Raw genomic sequence first — 16,144 nt, 5'->3', positions numbered from 1 at the left:
GCATACCCCTAAGACCAACTGGCCTTTGTTTGGTCGATCAGGCGACGCAGTTTGCCGCCTGAATGTTGTGTTACATGCGAGTGTAGGACAGCCAATTCGCAGGTACAATGCCAAAACCCATGTGTTACCCCATGTCGATTTCAGCGCCTGCGCGTGGTGTCCCGCCCGCGTTATCCTTCGATATCGCCGCGGCTTTCGACGATCTCATCAATCAGCCCGAAGTCTTTGGCTTCTTCTGACGACATGAAATTGTCACGCTCGAGTGCCTCGACGATTTCTTTCATCTTGCGGCCCGTGTGTTTGACGTAAATGCCATTCAAACGGTCCTTCAGCTTCTGGGTTTCCTGAGCGTGGATCATGATGTCCGTCGCCTGCCCCTGATAGCCACCAGAGGGTTGGTGCACCATGACGCGGCTGTTGGGCAGTGCGAAACGCATCCCCTTTTCACCAGCGGTCAACAGCAGCGAGCCCATAGAGGCGGCTTGACCCATCACAAGGGTTGAGACCTTGGGACGGATGTATTGCATCGTGTCGTAGATCGACAGGCCGGAGGTGACGACGCCACCGGGGCTATTGATGTACATGGCGATTTCTTTGGTCGGGTTCTCGGCTTCGAGAAACAGCAACTGCGCACAGATGAGGCTCGACATGCCGTCATGCACAGGACCGTTCAGGAAAATAATCCGCTCTTTGAGCAGACGCGAGAAAATATCATAGGCGCGTTCGCCACGGCTCGTTTGCTCAACGACCATAGGAACGAGCGTATTCATGTAGGTATCAATCGGATCTTTCATCTTCGGCCTGCCTCTGGAACTCATTGGGATGATTAGCGCTGAATTGTTACTCGAATCTTAGTTTCGGAACTGGGGACCTGCAAGGTGCGGAGACCAGCTTCACACAATTCTATTAAAAATTTATTCACCGCCGTCTGATTTTGTTGGTTTTACTGCGCCTATCTCGCCGCGCTTGGCCGCTTCTGCCGCATCTTGTTCATCAAAATACGCCTGCCATGCATCGGCGTCGTAAACGATGAAGAACTGATGAACGAGATAGCCCCCTGCCGCGAGAAACAGGATGCCGAACCCCGCCGAGCCCGAAAAGAACTCCATCGCGCCCCAAAAGAGCGTAAGGCCAGAAAACAGGAGCCGCCGCCAAAGCGGCAACATGAAACGGGTGCGAACATCTAGAAAATTTTTCATAGCGACGATCTCACACCAAGGCGGCGAGAGATACAAGGTGATTGTCCCACATTAACCCTTCGGCAACCATGAGCGGACGCAGGCCCTGCCCGATCTCCATCAACCCGCCAAGCCCGTCCGAGCCGAGCCACCCCGCGCCACGCGGGGCCAATCCGCAAATATCCATGCGCGTCACAGCGCCCAAATACTGCCCGTCAGGCGCATACCGCTGCATCAATCCGCCCTTGGGCGAGGTGATCGCTACCTCCCGCCCATCGCCGGAAAAGGCAACGGAGCCCGCATAGTTTTTCATGCGGGCCTGATCCATATCGGGCGCTGAGGCCAACAGAGGCGCTTCGCCACGGCGGTGCAGCCCCAAGAGCGGCACGGTTTCATCCGCATCGCCCTCCCACTGCATCGCAAAGGCCACCTGCCCGTCCGCGCCAATCGACAAATGGCGGATCGAGCTGTGGTGCAATGCGGCGTCGAGCGTCACCTGTTCGGTGATCTCAAAATCGCGTGACATATAGGTGAGCGAGGGCTGCATCGTGTCGATGTTGAGCTTGTCGCGGCCCGCGCCATGATCGGGATGGGTGAAAATGCCGCCATTGGCGACCACGAGCGCACCATCCGCGAGGCGTTTGATGTCATGGGGGCCAATGCCACCCGTCGCAACCTCACCCACACGCGCATAGCCACGACGCCGATCCCACAGGCCAAGCACACCTTTGCGCTTGGCGTAATTGTTCTCAGGCGTCACAAGCAGATCGCCGCCGTTCACGAACACGCCATGTCCCATGAAATGACGCCCCTGCGGCGCATCCAATCGGTGCATCACCGTGCCATCCACACAGTTGACCACCACCGCAAATGTCCCGGGACGACGCGCAAAGCCCACGGCCTCGGGGACGGTCGGATGGGCGGCTGCGGCGTGACCACGCGCGGGCAACGGCACACGGAATATGATCTGGGCGTTCTCGTCCAACCCATACAGACCATACGCCCCTTGGCTGTCTTTGGCCGCGCCGAGAAAGGCGGGACTGCCCGCATCGGCCCAAGTGACACGCGGCATAAGGGTGGCGGCGGTGATCCCCGCCAGAAATCTGCGACGAGAGGTCATCGCATTAGTCCCCATCACCCGCGTTAAAGCCCGCCGAGACGCCAAGCGCGACACCGATTTCATTGGCTGCCGCGTGTTCAGCCGCTTTAATCCGCTGTTGAATCACTTCCATTTTAAACCGCTGCCCCAAATCGTCAGAACGGGCAAAGCTCGGATCATCAAGCGCGGTGATCTGCGCGACCGCTTCATCCAGTGCGGCCACAGTTTGCGGCGCGCCATTCGGGGCCAGCGTATCAGCCAATTCGCCAATCGCATGTAGCGATCCGATCAGGTTGCGCGCAGAGCGCTCGGAGCGGCGGGCCTCGGCCCGTATCGGACGGGGCTTGTCGAAAGACCCCATCGGACGGCCAAGACGGACATCACGATCATGCTCCAAACTTGCCGTGACCGTGGTGTAAAGCGCCTGCACCGCTTCGCGCGGGGTAAAATAGCGCGGATTGCCCTCCTCGCCTGCTGTTTCAAGCAACTCCGCAAAACCGCCCAGCCCGAACCACGCCTGATGAACATCCTGCGCCATCGCGGCCAGATCGGCGGTCTGGGCCTGCACCAAATCACACGAATAGCTGTCTTGCGAATACGCGGCGAAGGCGGGATCAAACAGCATGTATTCAAGCGCAAACAGACCCCGCGCCGCAATGGACACATCCGCAAATTCCGTCGCATCGGAGACCACAGGATCTTGGTCGTCGATCATCATGGCCAGAGCGCGCGGGATCATGCCCTTTTTATCAGGCCAGAATGAAATCGCCTTCGCATGACCGCCCGCATCAAATGAGGACAGTGCAAAAGGCTCGACACGCAGCCAGGCATCAAATGCCTCGTGATAGGGCGCGACAAGATTGGACGCGGTGCAATCGGCACCTGCCGCCTCAGCCAAGGACTGCGCCTGCTCCGAAAACCCTGCCACGGCGGGCGTGATATAGTCCGCTACCACTCGGCTCACCGCGTCATGCAGCGGATCGGCGGCGGCAGGCAGCGCTGCGGTCACACTGGAAACGAGGGCGAAAGCAAGGGAGACATATCGCATGGGGTATCCTGTTCTGTCATAGGCTCTCTAAGAACCGCAAAAGCGCGTCACGGTCGGTCTTTGGCATCTGCACGACAGCATCACGGGCCGCTTGGGCCTCACCGCCATGCCACAGCACAGCTTCCAACACGGAACGCGCACGTCCATCATGGAGGAGATAGGTATGCCCGGAAACCTGCGCCGTCAAACCGATCCCCCACAAGGGCGGTGTGCGCCATTCGCGACCTGTTGCCCGCCCCTCAGGACGCCCATCGGCCAGACCATCCCCCATGTCGTGCAACAGCAAATCGGTATAGGGCCAGATCAGTTGGAACGACTGCGGCGCGTCTTGTGCATCCTCAAGCCGGGCGGTGACATATTTCGGCACATGGCAGGCCGCACATCCGCTCTCATAGAACAGCGCCTTGCCCCGTAGCACCTCTGGCTCATCGACATCACGCCGCGCAGGCACAGCCAGATTGGCGGCATAAAAGCTCACAAGATCCAAGCCCGCCTGATCCACCTCCGTGCCGCGCACATCACCGTCACCATGCTCCGCCATCACACAGGCCTGCTGCATCGCGGTACAATCCCCCGCCGCATTGGGAGCAAGCGGCGTTGATAGGCCTATATCGCTCGAAAAAGCCGCCGCCGATTGCGCCTCTACAGTCGGATTGCCCGCCTTCCACCCGAAGCGTCCCAAAACGGGGCGCTCATGCGCGGCTGACCAAACGATCTGGGGCCGCCCCGAAATCCCATCGCCATCCGCATCATCGGGATCGGCATGGGCCAGAATATCTGCGGCAGGAATCGCCTCAAGCAATCCAAGGCCGATCATCGGGTTGGCGACACGTGGCGAGAACAACGCGTCAGGCGACAATGCCCCATAGGCCGCCCCCTCGACGCTATAGGTCGGCGCGCGCAGGGTCACGGTCTCGCCCCCTGCAAGCGACACCGAGATGTCCTCATACTGGATCGCCATCCGTCCCTCGGCGGCATGCCCCTGAATGGCAAACGTCTGAAGCTGTGAGCCGTAAGTAGGATCGGGGCGCGTCACCGGAGTGGCCGCTTCCCCGTCCCGCTCTGCCAAATAGGCCTCGATCTCGCTCATCGGCACATCGGGAGCGGCAGGCACAGAAATGCGCAGGAACATCGACACGGAGGCCTCGCCCCCCTGTTCAGGGGGATGGCCGCGCCCGTTGTTCACATGGCACCGCAAACAGGAGCGGGCATTGTAAAGCGGGCCAAGCCCGTCGGAGGCTTTTGTCGAGGACGGTGATGACACCCAGAGCTTTTTGAACATCGCGCGACCAAGGGTGAAGGTCAGCTCTTGGTCAGGCGTGAGTGTCGCAGATGGGCGCGAAAAGGCGTCCTCGTCGGCACGGGCCGGCACCGTTGCTGCGCCCCCCTGATTGGACTCGAACGGCTCGGGGGTTGTGAAATCTTGTGTAGGCGCGGTGATCGCGATCACCCGCGCGGCCTCCTGCGCCGTCCGCTCTAAGGCAGACAGATGGACGTCGTGTGTGAGGTCATCCGCCGCCCCCGCCCCTTGCGCAAGCACAAGGCAGGTCGCAAGGGGTGCAACAAAAGGGCGGCGGATCATCAGTTTGACCTTACTCGAACACAGCGTCGGGGTTGTCGAGGCTGTCGGAGCCTTCGACCTCAATCGCCGCCGAGGTCAGAACCGTGACTGCGCGTTCAATGTCGCGGGTTTGCGCGACCAAAGCGTCAACAGCCCCCATGATAAGAGCTTCACCTGCTTCGTCACCACGTGCAAGCATCTGGTCGTAGGAGAAGCCTGCTTCAGCCGCTGCTTTCAATGTGCCAAGCTGAGCCACGGAGTGATCCAATGCTGCACCAAGATCGGCGGCCAGATCTGCGTCAGCGGCGGCCAAGAGGTCTTGCAGGCTTTCCCCTTTGACGATCTCGCCATTGGCACGAACATATTGACCGACATAGACGTTGCGAATGCCCAAACCGTCGTAATAGTGCGAGTTGTGGGTGTTGTCGGAGAAGCAATCATGCTCTTCCTCAGGATCGTTGAGCATCAGGCCAAGCTTCATCCGCTCGCCCGCCTGCTCACCGTAGGAGAGCGACCCCATGCCTGTGAGCATTGCGGTGATCCCTGCATTCGGATCAGAGGTGACAGCGTCGCGCGCCTCGCCCCCGTCCGCCCATGCGGCGGTGATGTATTCCAGATCGGAGACCAAAAGATCGGAGGCCGCAGCGAGGTAAGCTGCACGGCGGTCACAGTTGCCATTGGTGCAGGCGTCGCCTTGGGCATAATCGGTCCACGGACGGTTGCCCGCACCATGCTCGGTGCCGTTGAGGTCTTGACCCCAGAGCAGGAATTCGATGGCGTGATAGCCCGATGCCACGTTGGCTTCGATCTCGTCGGCCTCATGCAGCGTCTCGCCGATCAATTCGGGTGTGATCTCGGTCGCGTCGATCTCTTCGCCCGACAGGGTAAAAGTCGGGTTGGCAATCACGTTGAGGGCGCGGAATTCATTCTCGTCGCCTGCCCCGCCATAGGAAGCGTCAACGTAGTCGATCAGGCCTTCGTCGAGTGGCCATGCGTTCACTTTGCCTTCCCAGTCATCAACGATCGGGTTGCCGAAACGGTAGACCTCGGTTTGCTGATAGGGCACACGCGCACGGATCCATGCGGTTTTGGCCGCGGCCAGTGTTTCTGCCGACGGATTGGCAATCAACGCGTCGATTGCGGCGTCGAGCGCACGGGCCGTTTCAAGGCTGTCGCCATAGGCGGCCTCGGCGATGTCCGCATAGGTCTCCACAACTTCTGCTGCGCCCGCAAAGGCGGCGAGAGGCAAGAACGCGGCAAAAGAGGCCGCAGCGATGGCAGTAGATGTACGTTTCATGTCGGTGTGTGTCCCTGTGACGTATCAGAACGCGGCACCACGTTGGGGCCGCAGATGAGAGCTATTTTCGATAGGCCTTTATCTGACAATTTCACTAAGATAGGTCAATCCCTATTCTTTTAATAAGGTATATATCACCATGTAACTCTCTATAGCTGATAGGTTTTTAATCAAGAGTCTGACGGTAACGGCGCAAGGCAATCGCCGTGATCACCACCAAAATGATCGCAATCGCGCCCATATCGCCCGCCACCTCAGCCACGCCCGCTCCCTTGAGCATCACCTTGCGCACAAGGCGCAGGAAATGCGTGGCAGGGATCGCGGTGCCGATGGTCTGCGCCCATGCGGGCATCGCGGCATAGGGGAACATGAACCCCGACAGAAGGATCGTCGGCAGGATGGTAAAAAAGGAGATTTGCATCGCCTGTATCTGGTTGCGCGCCAGTGTCGACACCAAAAACCCAAGGGCCAGATTGACGATGATATAGAGGTTAAACCCAAGGAAGAACGCCAGAAAGGACCCCGTAAACGGCACATCAAACAAGGCCCGCGCCGCGACGAGAAAGACGATGGTTTGCACATAGCCGACAAAGACATAGGGCAGCACCTTGCCCAACATCACCTCGGTTGGACGCACGGGACTGGCCATCAGGCTCTCCATCGTGCCGCGCTCGGTCTCGCGCACAATCGCCACTGCCGTGATCATCACCATCGTCATTGACAGGATCACCGCCAACAGACCCGGCACGATATTGGTCGAGGTCTCGCCCTCTGGGTTAAACGCGCGGTGTACCGTGACCGAAAACGGTGGCGGCGCAGAGGCGGCAAAGGACAGCGGCCCTGACAGGGTTTGCCCCATCGCCACATCGACCACGCCGCCAATCGCCCCGATGGCCCCCGCCGCCGCCACAGGGTCGGACGCATCCACGGTCAATAACAGCTCGGGTGACTGACCCCGCATCGCGTCGCGTTGAAACCCCGGTGGAATGGTCAGGATCACCGTCGCCGTACCGTCACGCAGCGCCAGTTCGCTTTGCGCCTCGGACGTGGAAATCCCAACGAAATCATAATACTCGGAGCTTTCCATCCCCGCCAGAACCGCCCGCGCCATCGGGCTTTCGTCGCCCATCTCGACCAAGGTCGGCAGGTGGTGCGGGTCGGTGTCTATCGCATAGCCAAACATCAAAAGCTGCATCACAGGAATGCCGATCATCATGCCAAAGGTCACGCGGTCGCGCTTCATCTGGATGAACTCTTTGACCAACACGGCCCGAAACCGCGCCCATGAGAACGCATCGCGGATCATACTCATTGCGCGGCCTCCTGTGGCAAGCCACCAAAGTTATCCTTGGCCCCTGCCATGAGATAGATGAAGGCCTCTTCCAACCCCGCATCCTTCGCCGTCCATGTGTGGACCTTGGCGCGCCGCTCTTCGCGCGCCAGTGCATTCAATGCGGCCTCATCGGTGCCAGAGACGTGCAATTTGTCACCAAAGCGGATCACCTGCCCTGCGCGGTCGTCATGCTTGAGGCGGTCCTCCAAAATGGCCAAATCCGGCCCCGTGACCACGTAAGTTGACAGGCCGATTTCTTGCGGGATCGCCCCCGCCACACCGTCGATCAGCTTCTTGCCATAGGCGATATAGGCGATGTGGTCGCATTGCACCGCCTCGTCCATGTAGTGGGTCGAGACAAGCACCGTGACGCCCCGCGCCGACAGCCGCCTGATCTCGTCCCAAAACTCACGCCGCGCCTTAGGATCAACCCCCGCTGTCGGCTCGTCGAGCAACAACAGATCGGGGTCGTGGATCATACAGGCGGCAAGCGCCAAGCGTTGCTTCCACCCGCCCGACAGCGTTCCCGCCAGTTGCTCGCCGCGCCCCTCAAGGCCCAGATCGGAAATCGCCTGCGCCACGCGGGTTTTGCGATCCTCCATCCCGAACATACGGGCGGTGAAATCAAGGTTTTCGCGAATGGTCAGATCACCATAGAGCGAGAATTTCTGTGTCATATAGCCCACGCGCTTCTTGATCTCGCGGGCTTGTGTCTGGATATCAAAGCCAAGGCACTGACCCGTGCCGCCATCAGGCGTGAGCAACCCGCACATCATGCGAATGGTGGTGGTCTTGCCTGACCCGTTGGGGCCAAGAAAGCCGTAAATCGCGCCGCGTTTGACCTCCATATCAAAATCGTCAACCACGGTTCTGTCACCAAAAATCTTGGTCAACCCTTTGACGAAAATGGCAATCTCTTGTTGCTGCGCCATCTTACTCACCTGTTCCCGCCTGTGTCGCGTCCACCGAGATCGGCTGACCGGGGCGCAGGGCCGCGCCCGCTTCGATCTCTGCCTCGACGCGGTAGACAAGTCGCCCGCGTTGCTCGGCCGTATACAAGATCGGCGGCGTGTATTGCGGATCGGAGGCCATTCGCGTGATCGTCGCGGTCAGACCCTCGGCGCAGCCCTCACAGGACACCGCAACCACATCCCCCGCCGACAGGTCCGCACGATCGGCCTCAGGCACAAAGAACAACGCCGTCATCGCGTCCACTTGCAGCAAGGACACCACGGGCGCCGCGGCCCCCGCGACTTCGCCCGTTTCGTAATAGACCCGTTCCACCTGTCCGCTCACAGGCGCATAGACCCGACGGTCATCCAAGGCGGATTGCGCCAGATCGACCTGCGCGGCAGCCGCGTCCACGGCCGCTTCGGCGGCAAGGCGTTGGGCATCCCGCGCAGGCAGTTCCGCCACGCGCAATTCGGCCTCAAGGCGCATCACATTGGCCGCCGCCTCATCCACGGCGGCGCGTTGATCCTCCACGGTGGCCGTTGCAACCGAGCCGCGCTCAAACAGCGCTTCTGAGCGCTCCAATCGCGTCTGCGCAATGTTCAACGCCACCCGCGCTTGTTCAAGCGACGCCCGCAGCACTTCGGCCTCAGCTTCGCGTGCGCCCGTGGCAAGGTTCTCCAACTGGGCCTTCGCCTGTGCCAACCCTGCCTGTGCGCTACGCAATGTGGCTTGCTGTTTACCGTCATCAAGGGCAAAGAGCAGCGCCCCTTCGCTCACCGCCTCCCCCTCAGACACCTCCAAAGTCACGATACGCCCTGTGGCCGCAGGGGCGGCATAGACAAAATCCGCCTCGACATAGCCGTCATACATATAGGGCGGCGGTGGATTGATCCCGGGATAAACGGCAGCAATGATCGAGACGAGCCATGAGGGAAGATCAGCCATTGTGTGGCTCCTTTTCGGGGAGGGATTCGGAGGGGGAAAGCGGGGCAAGTCCTTCGGACAGCAGCATCAGATGGGTCTCAATCAGACCACGCAAATCGCGCCCTTGGGCAGGCCTGACGGCAAAGACTTCGTCGAGCAGAATGTGCATGATGACAGGCCCGAACACGCATCGGACCAACATCTCCGGATCAGTGCGACGGATCAGCCCTGCATCCATTGCACGGGCAAACATCGCCGTGGCGGCGGGCAGCACCTTTTCAAGCACACGGGTGCGATAGAGCGCAGCCAATTGCGGATGGGTCGCGGCCTCGCGCACGACCAATTTGGGGACCGCAAAGATACGCGGATCACTGATTTTCGCCTCGATATGCAGGGCAACCTGCCCCAAGAGCAGGCGCGGATCGCCATTGAAGTCAGCGAATGTCGCGGCCATCTCGTCGGCCATCCCACCCACGGCGCGCTCGACCAGTGCTTCGATGATGGCGGTTTTGGATGAAAAGTAGAGATAGACCGCCCCCTTTGACAGCCCTGCCCGTTCGGCAATGTCGGCCACCCGCGTGCGGTCAAACCCCTTCTCGGTGAACAGGTCAATCGCTGCGTCGAGCAATTCGTTGGGGCGGTCTTCTTTGCGGCGGCGAAACTTTGGCGTGTCGTTGCTTGCTTCTGGGTCTTTGGGCGCATCGGTCTGCGACATTGGAGCATTTCCCTAAATGGGGCCTGAGTCGCCCTCACTTTACTAAATGACCAGTCAGTTAGTAAGAGAAAAGATGGCACCCTTTATCGGATTAGAAAAACACCGCTCATCCCTTTAGGAAAACTTAATTGTTGATCCCTGCCCCGCATGAAATCCTGTCCTTGAACACCAAGCGCGGGAGGCACGGGTGGCTGCATCATATACCGACACATCCAACGCTCAGGCCGCCTCGAACACTTCGCTCGCGCGCCGTGCATGGAACATCCGCCGCACCGCGCTGCGCATGGGTGAGGTCCAAGGACAGGGCTACATCGGTCAAGCCCTCGGCGTTGCTGACGTGCTTGCCGTCACCCATTTCCACGCCATGACCTACCGCGCCGCTGATCCCGAATGGGAGGGGCGCGACAGGTTCTATCTCTCCATCGGCCACTACGCGATTGCCGCCTATGCCGCGATGATCGAAGCAGGGATTTTACCCGAGGCCGAGATTGACACCTACGGCATGGACGACAGCCGCCTGCCCATGTCGGGCATGGCCTCCTACACCCCCGGAATGGAGATCACGGGCGGCTCGCTCGGCCACGGGCTTGGCATCGCCGTTGGCGCCTGTTTGGGCCTGAAGCGCAAAGCCTCAAACGCCTTTGTTTACAACCTGATATCGGACGGCGAATTGGGCGAAGGCTCGACATGGGAGGCGGTGATGTCCGCGGCCCAGTGGCAGTTGGACAACCTCATTTGCATCGTCGATTTCAACGATCAACAAGCCGACGGGCCAAGCACCAAAGCACTGGCCACGCCGCGCTACACCGAAGCCCCCAAATGGGAGGCCTTCGGATGGCACGCCCAAGAGGTCGACGGCAACGATCTGGACGCGCTTGTTGCCGCGTTCGACATCGCCCGCACGCTCACAGATCCCAAACCCCGCGTGATCATTTGCAACACACAGATGTGCAAGGGCGTGCCGTTTTTGGAGGCCCGCGACAAAACCCATTTCATTCGGTTTGAACCCGATGAGTGGGCCGCCGCCCTCGCCCATCTCGACGCGGAGTGCCCCGCATGAGTCCCAAGATCACAGCCCACACCGGCGACGTGCCCTTCGGCGCTCATTCGCGCCGCGCCTCCAAATACGCGCCCCGCACAGCCCCCGCAGTGCGCAGCGCCACCTCCGCCATGATCGCCTCTCTGGACGCCGAAGGCCGCGAGACGATTGCTGCCCCCTTTGGTCACGCGCTATGCGAATTGGCCGCCTTGCGCGAGGACATTGTCGGGCTGTCGGCGGACTTGAGCAAATACACGGACATGCATGTTTTTGCTGAAAAATACCCCGATCGCTTTTACCAAATGGGCATGGCCGAACAGGTGATGATCTCGGCTGCGGCCGGACTGGCCCGCGAGGGGTTTACCCCCTTTGCCACCACCTACGCCGTCTTCGCCTCGCGCCGCGCTTATGACTTCATCTGCATGGCAATTGCCGAAGACAACCTTCCCGTCAAAATCGTCTGCGCCCTGCCCGGATTGACCACGGGCTACGGCCCGAGCCACCAAGCCACCGAAGATCTCGCCATCTTTCGCGGCTTGCCAAACCTGACCATCGTCGATCCCTGCGATGCGGTGGACACGGCGCAGGCAACCCATGCGATTGCCGACCACAACGGCCCCGTTTACATGCGCCTGCCACGCGGCAATGTGGCGAATGTGTTGGGCGAATACGGCTATGAGTTCAAACTCGGCAAAGCGCAGATGATCCATGACGGGCGCGACGTCTTGTTCATCTCCACGGGCCTGATGACCATGCGGGCGATCGACGCCGCCAAACGGCTCAAATCCGACGGGATCGACTGCGCCGTGCTGCATTGCCCGACCATCAAACCGCTTGATGTGGAGACGATCAAAACGGAAGCCGCAAAGTCTGGTCGCCTTGTGGTGACGGCAGAAAACCACACCATCGTGGGCGGATTGGGCGAGGCCGTTGCCGCCGAATTGATGCGATCAGGCGTATTCGTGCCGTTCAAATCCATCGCCCTGCCCGACGAATTTCTCGACGCGGGCGCGCTGCCCACGTTGCACGATCAATACGGCCTCAGCACCGATGCTGTGGTCGCCAAAATCAAATCCTGGATGTGAGAGACCTCATGAAACTACTCGACGGAAAAATCGCGATCATCACGGGGGGCGCCTCCCCGCGCGGCCTCGGCAAAGCCACCGCTCAGTTGTTTGCCGATCACGGCGCAACGGTCGCCATTCTCGATCTCGACGCGGATCACGCAGCGGCGGCCGCCGCCGATCTCGGCGCGGGACACATTGGATTGCCTTGCGATGTCACCAAGAAGGACGATTGCATCGCAGCGGCGAACGCTGTTCTCGCCGCGCTTGGGGGGATCGACATTCTGATCAACAACGCGGGCATCACACAGCCGCTCAAACTGATGGAGATCGAGGCCGAGAATTACGATGCCGTCACGGATGTCTCCCTGCGCGGCACGCTTTACATGTCGCAGGCTGTCATCCCGACCCTGCGGGCGCAAAAATCGGGCTCCATCGTCAATATGTCGTCAGTCTCCGCGCAGCGCGGCGGCGGCATCTTTGGCGGGCCACATTATTCAGCAGCAAAAGCGGGCGTTTTGGGCCTGACCAAAGCCATGGCCCGCGAATTGGCCCCCGACGGGGTGCGCTCCAACGCCATTTGTCCGGGCTTCATCGCCACCGACATCACCGCAGGCAAACTGACCGCCGAGATGAAAGCGCAAGTCCTCGCCGGCATCCCGATGGGCCGCGTGGGCGAAGCCTCTGACGTTGCGGGCTGCGCTCTCTTTCTGGCCTCTGATTTATCCGCCTACGTGACAGGCTCCGAAGTCGATGTGAACGGCGGCTCCCTCATTCACTAACCCCCCCCGTCCATACCTCCCTATGGACACCTGAAGGCACGCTCCATTTGCACGGTGGAGCGTGTCTTTTTATTGCGGGTCTGTCGCTTAGTCGGGTGCGCCGTAGGCCAGTTCCGTCCCTGCGTCGATCTCCAGAGCATGCAACCCGAACTGCGTTTTCAACGCGGCAACGGCGTCGGTGTGATCCGCCGCCTGCCCCGCAATCCAATCGGTAAACAGGCGCACAGCGCGGCGATTGAGATGGCGCGGCGGGCAGACAAGCCAATAGGCGGGAAAAGTGAAAACGGGCAGATCGGGTGTCACGGGCACAAGCCGCCCCGAGGCCACTTCAGGAGCAGCAAGCGCCAGACTTTCGAGCACCACACCCCGCCCATCGACGGCGAGTTGCAACGCCAGAGACGAGCGATCCATCAGCACGGATTTGGTGTTAGAAGTCACCTCCAACCCATTGCGCCACAACCAAAAATCCCATTGGCACATCGCCCGCGCACTATCGATCAAACGGGCCGCATTCAGCCGTGTGACGGGATCGACCTCTAGCCCGCCAAGCGAGGCCAAATACTCGGGACTGGCCAAGGGCAACACCTGATCTGGCAAGACAGGCGCACAGTGAAACGCGGGCCAATTCCCTGACCCGTAACGGATATCAATATCCATCAGCTCACGTTCAAAATCCGTAGGATCGGGTGCTGCATCAACCCGCAGGTCAAAGTCGGGACATTGATCAATGAACTCCGACAGGCGCGGGCCAAGCCACCGCACCCCGAAACTCGGCGTCACCCGCAGATTGAGTCGACGGGTTTCGCGGGCTTTGCCCAAATTCTTGCGCGCCTCCGACAGCATCCGCAGCGCGGTGGCGGAGGTTTGAAACAGCTGCTCGCCTTCCAAGGTCAACGTCAGATTGCGCCCCTTGCGGCGAAACAATTTGATGCCGAGTTGCTGCTCCAACAGTTTGATCTGTTGGCTGACGGCGGAGGGCGACACTGACAATTCCTCGGCGGCAACGGTTAGCGATCCCCGACGGGCCACGGCCTCGAAATGTAGGATCGCATTGAGGTTATTGCCGCGTGCCATATGGGATCAGATCACTCCGAAGTTTCGGCGTCTGAGCCTTGCGATTTAGCCCGTGCTTTCAACGCCGCGTCATGCTCCATGACATCCTTAAGATCCTCGCTCAAATGACCCAAGTGGACCTGAATCGCCGCGGCAGCCTGTAGTGGATTGCGGGCGCGGAGCGCATCTATAATAGCCGTGTGCTGGGTGATGACGCGTTGGCGATTGCGCTTTTCCATCGCGGTCAAATACCGCGCCCGCCACAGGCGCTGCAACAAAGAGGTGTGCATATCGGCAAGCGTTTCATTGTGCGACATCCGTGCGATCATCGCGTGAAATTTCATATCAAGCTCGAACATGTCGAGCGGGTCGCTTTGATCAAAGGTGTCTTCCATGAGATCGGTCAGTTCAACGACCTCCTCAATCTCCTCCTCGCTCGCCGCACGACAGGCGATTTCAGCCGACAGTTTTTCGAGATTCAGCATCACTTCGACCTGATCTGCGAGGGTCTTGAAGCTGGGTTGAGCGACGATGGGGGAGCGGGCGCGACGGAGAATCACCAACCCCTCTTGCGCAAGGATTCGGATCGCTTCGCGCATAGGTGTCCGGCTCACGCCGAGCTCTTCGGCGTTATCGCGTTCTTTGATCGCATCTCCGGGATTCAGACGCCCACGAAGGATGTCACGCCGCAATGAATATGCGATCTTCTCGGGAAGATTGTCTCCGTGAAATCCCTCCCCTAAAGCGTTAAATTCATTCATCTTAATCGTTCCACATTTTCATTCGGCATCCGCAAACTCCTCCCGCATGCAGCAACCTTAGCGTCTTTTTTAATTTGGTATACCAAAAGTTGTTGATTGTCGATACGGGTTCGGTTTAGCGTCTTAGTTGTGATGGTATACCATCTTGTTTCGCGGCGAATCCGAAAGGGCTCGCATTCACCCGGGAGGGGTGCGCGGAATTCAAAACGAAAGACACCAATGTCTTCGGCTGCGGTCACGCAGCCACCTAGGGAGGATACTTATGAAACTGACTTCAGCTCTTAAAACCGCAGCACTTGGTGCCGTGATTGCCGTACCTGCAATCGCGGACGACACCGTTACTCTGCGTATTCAGACACACTACGCGACCGAGCACCCATCGGGTAAGCTCGCCGCACAGTTTGCCGACGACGTCGAAACCATGTCTGGCGGCTCGATCGACATCGAGATGTTCTACTCCTCGTCCGTGGTGGCCACGACCGAGACTTGGGACGCAGCCGTCAACGGCATCCTCGATTGCGACATGACCGGCGGCGCTTACCAAACCGGTAAAAACCCTGCGTTCCAATTCGTGGGCGACATCATGGGCGGTTATGACACCCCCTACCAACAGCTCTCATGGCTCTACTATGGCGGCGGCTACGAAGCAGCACAGTCGCTCTATAACGAGTACGGCATGCAGCTTGTCGGTTGGTGGCTCTACGGCCAGGAATCCTTTGCCTCGACCAAGCCACTCGCAGGCTTTGACGACCTCAAAGGTTGGAAATTCCGTTCGCCTCCAGGTCTTGAAACCGAAATCTTCACCGAGCTGGGCGCAACCCCGATCGTTATGGATTTCACCGAGATCTTTACCGCGCTTGAAACTGGCATCATCGACGGCGCTGACGCCTCCGGTCTGGCCAACAACGTCGGTCTTGGCCTTTACGATATCGCCAAGCACGCCAACTACCCTGGCTTCCACTCGATGCCGTCTGACCACCTTGCGTGTAACAAAGACGTTTGGGATGGCCTGACAGAAGCACAGCAGCGCATCATGGACACCGCAATGCAGAAACTCTCCCTGCACACCGCGATCTCCAACGAGAAAGCCAACAACGAAGCCGCAGCAGCCCTGCGCGAGCAAGGTGTGACCCTCTACGCATGGTCCGACGAGGACAAAGCGAAATTCCGCGCCGGTGCACAGCGTGCATGGGATGGCTGGGCCGCTAAAACACCTGAGGCAGCCGCACTGGTCGAAAGCCACCGCGCCTACCTCGCTCAGCTTGGCCTAATCTCGGGTCAAGAATAAAGCGCGTCTCGTGACACATGGGTAACATGCCCAGGCGGGCCCAAGCGG

16 protein-coding genes are annotated in these 16,144 nt (G+C 59.7%); 4 read left to right on the top strand and 12 right to left on the bottom strand.

Translation table 11 applies throughout. The annotated features are described in order from the left end of the window. Nucleotides 1–170 precede the first annotated feature (170 nt). The 10 genes from ACN0TS_RS14275 to ACN0TS_RS14230 form a co-directional block, all read right to left on the bottom strand. Entirely contained in the window at nt 171–794 is a 624-nt protein-coding gene (locus ACN0TS_RS14275; RefSeq protein ID WP_417260040.1) for an ATP-dependent Clp protease proteolytic subunit, read from the bottom strand. Between the two features lie 120 nt (nt 795–914). Continuing rightward, nucleotides 915–1,199, bottom strand: a complete 285-nt coding sequence (locus ACN0TS_RS14270) for a hypothetical protein (RefSeq protein WP_417260039.1) — start codon at nt 1,197–1,199, stop codon at nt 915–917. 10 nt (nt 1,200–1,209) lie between these two features. Next, the gene (locus tag ACN0TS_RS14265; RefSeq protein ID WP_417260038.1) at nt 1,210–2,298 is read right to left on the bottom strand and encodes a DUF1513 domain-containing protein; all 1,089 of its coding nucleotides are present in this window, start codon (nt 2,296–2,298) and stop codon (nt 1,210–1,212) included. A 4-nt stretch (nt 2,299–2,302) separates the two neighbouring features. Continuing rightward, a complete protein-coding gene (locus ACN0TS_RS14260) occupies nt 2,303–3,325 on the bottom strand; it encodes an imelysin family protein (RefSeq protein WP_417260037.1) in 1,023 nt (340 codons plus the stop codon). A 16-nt stretch (nt 3,326–3,341) separates the two neighbouring features. Further along, nucleotides 3,342–4,907 (bottom strand): di-heme oxidoredictase family protein, encoded by a 1,566-nt coding sequence (locus tag ACN0TS_RS14255; protein ID WP_417260036.1) that lies wholly within the window; start codon nt 4,905–4,907, stop codon nt 3,342–3,344. Between the two features lie 10 nt (nt 4,908–4,917). Further along, on the bottom strand, nt 4,918–6,183 hold the full coding sequence (locus tag ACN0TS_RS14250) for an imelysin family protein (RefSeq protein WP_417260035.1): 1,266 nt from the start codon (nt 6,181–6,183) through the stop codon (nt 4,918–4,920). Nucleotides 6,184–6,349: 166 nt separating this feature from the next. Beyond that, entirely contained in the window at nt 6,350–7,495 is a 1,146-nt protein-coding gene (locus ACN0TS_RS14245) for an ABC transporter permease (RefSeq protein WP_417260034.1), read from the bottom strand. After that, on the bottom strand, nt 7,492–8,448 hold the full coding sequence (locus tag ACN0TS_RS14240; RefSeq protein ID WP_417260033.1) for an ABC transporter ATP-binding protein: 957 nt from the start codon (nt 8,446–8,448) through the stop codon (nt 7,492–7,494). Before ACN0TS_RS14240 ends, ACN0TS_RS14245 begins: the two co-directional genes overlap by 4 nt. Nucleotide 8,449: 1 nt before the next feature. Continuing rightward, nucleotides 8,450–9,415 (bottom strand): HlyD family secretion protein, encoded by a 966-nt coding sequence (locus ACN0TS_RS14235; protein WP_417260032.1) that lies wholly within the window; start codon nt 9,413–9,415, stop codon nt 8,450–8,452. After that, nucleotides 9,408–10,109, bottom strand: coding sequence for a TetR/AcrR family transcriptional regulator (locus ACN0TS_RS14230; protein ID WP_417260031.1), 702 nt, complete (start codon nt 10,107–10,109; stop codon nt 9,408–9,410). Before ACN0TS_RS14230 ends, ACN0TS_RS14235 begins: the two co-directional genes overlap by 8 nt. A gap of 187 nt (nt 10,110–10,296) precedes the next feature. On the opposite strand from ACN0TS_RS14230, the gene ACN0TS_RS14225 reads away from it, so the two are divergent. From ACN0TS_RS14225 to ACN0TS_RS14215, 3 genes are read left to right on the top strand one after another with little or no spacing between them, the layout of a single operon-like run. Next, nucleotides 10,297–11,169 (top strand): transketolase, encoded by an 873-nt coding sequence (locus tag ACN0TS_RS14225; protein WP_417260030.1) that lies wholly within the window; start codon nt 10,297–10,299, stop codon nt 11,167–11,169. Continuing rightward, on the top strand, nt 11,166–12,233 hold the full coding sequence (locus ACN0TS_RS14220) for a transketolase family protein (RefSeq protein ID WP_417260029.1): 1,068 nt from the start codon (nt 11,166–11,168) through the stop codon (nt 12,231–12,233). The genes ACN0TS_RS14225 and ACN0TS_RS14220 overlap by 4 nt, the downstream gene beginning before the upstream one ends. Nucleotides 12,234–12,241: 8 nt before the next feature. After that, complete coding sequence (locus ACN0TS_RS14215) at nt 12,242–12,994, top strand: SDR family NAD(P)-dependent oxidoreductase (RefSeq protein ID WP_417260028.1); 753 nt, start codon at nt 12,242–12,244, stop codon at nt 12,992–12,994. A gap of 87 nt (nt 12,995–13,081) precedes the next feature. Here ACN0TS_RS14215 and ACN0TS_RS14210 read toward each other — a convergent pair whose 3' ends face one another. Both ACN0TS_RS14210 and ACN0TS_RS14205 read right to left on the bottom strand, forming a co-directional pair. Beyond that, nucleotides 13,082–14,068, bottom strand: coding sequence for a LysR substrate-binding domain-containing protein (locus tag ACN0TS_RS14210; protein WP_417260027.1), 987 nt, complete (start codon nt 14,066–14,068; stop codon nt 13,082–13,084). 11 nt (nt 14,069–14,079) lie between these two features. Then, on the bottom strand, nt 14,080–14,808 hold the full coding sequence (locus ACN0TS_RS14205; RefSeq protein WP_417260026.1) for a GntR family transcriptional regulator: 729 nt from the start codon (nt 14,806–14,808) through the stop codon (nt 14,080–14,082). Nucleotides 14,809–15,070: 262 nt separating this feature from the next. On the opposite strand from ACN0TS_RS14205, the gene ACN0TS_RS14200 reads away from it, so the two are divergent. Then, nucleotides 15,071–16,096: a TRAP transporter substrate-binding protein gene (locus ACN0TS_RS14200; RefSeq protein ID WP_417260025.1), complete on the top strand. Its 1,026-nt coding sequence runs from the start codon at nt 15,071–15,073 to the stop codon at nt 16,094–16,096. Nucleotides 16,097–16,144: the final 48 nt, after the last annotated feature.

It is taken from the genome of Celeribacter sp. (assembly GCF_048266405.1).
In the GTDB taxonomy this organism is placed as follows: Bacteria; Pseudomonadota; Alphaproteobacteria; order Rhodobacterales; family Rhodobacteraceae; genus Celeribacter.
The sequence above is the reverse complement of the archived record's forward strand: the minus strand, read 5'-3'. Positions and strand labels throughout refer to the sequence as shown.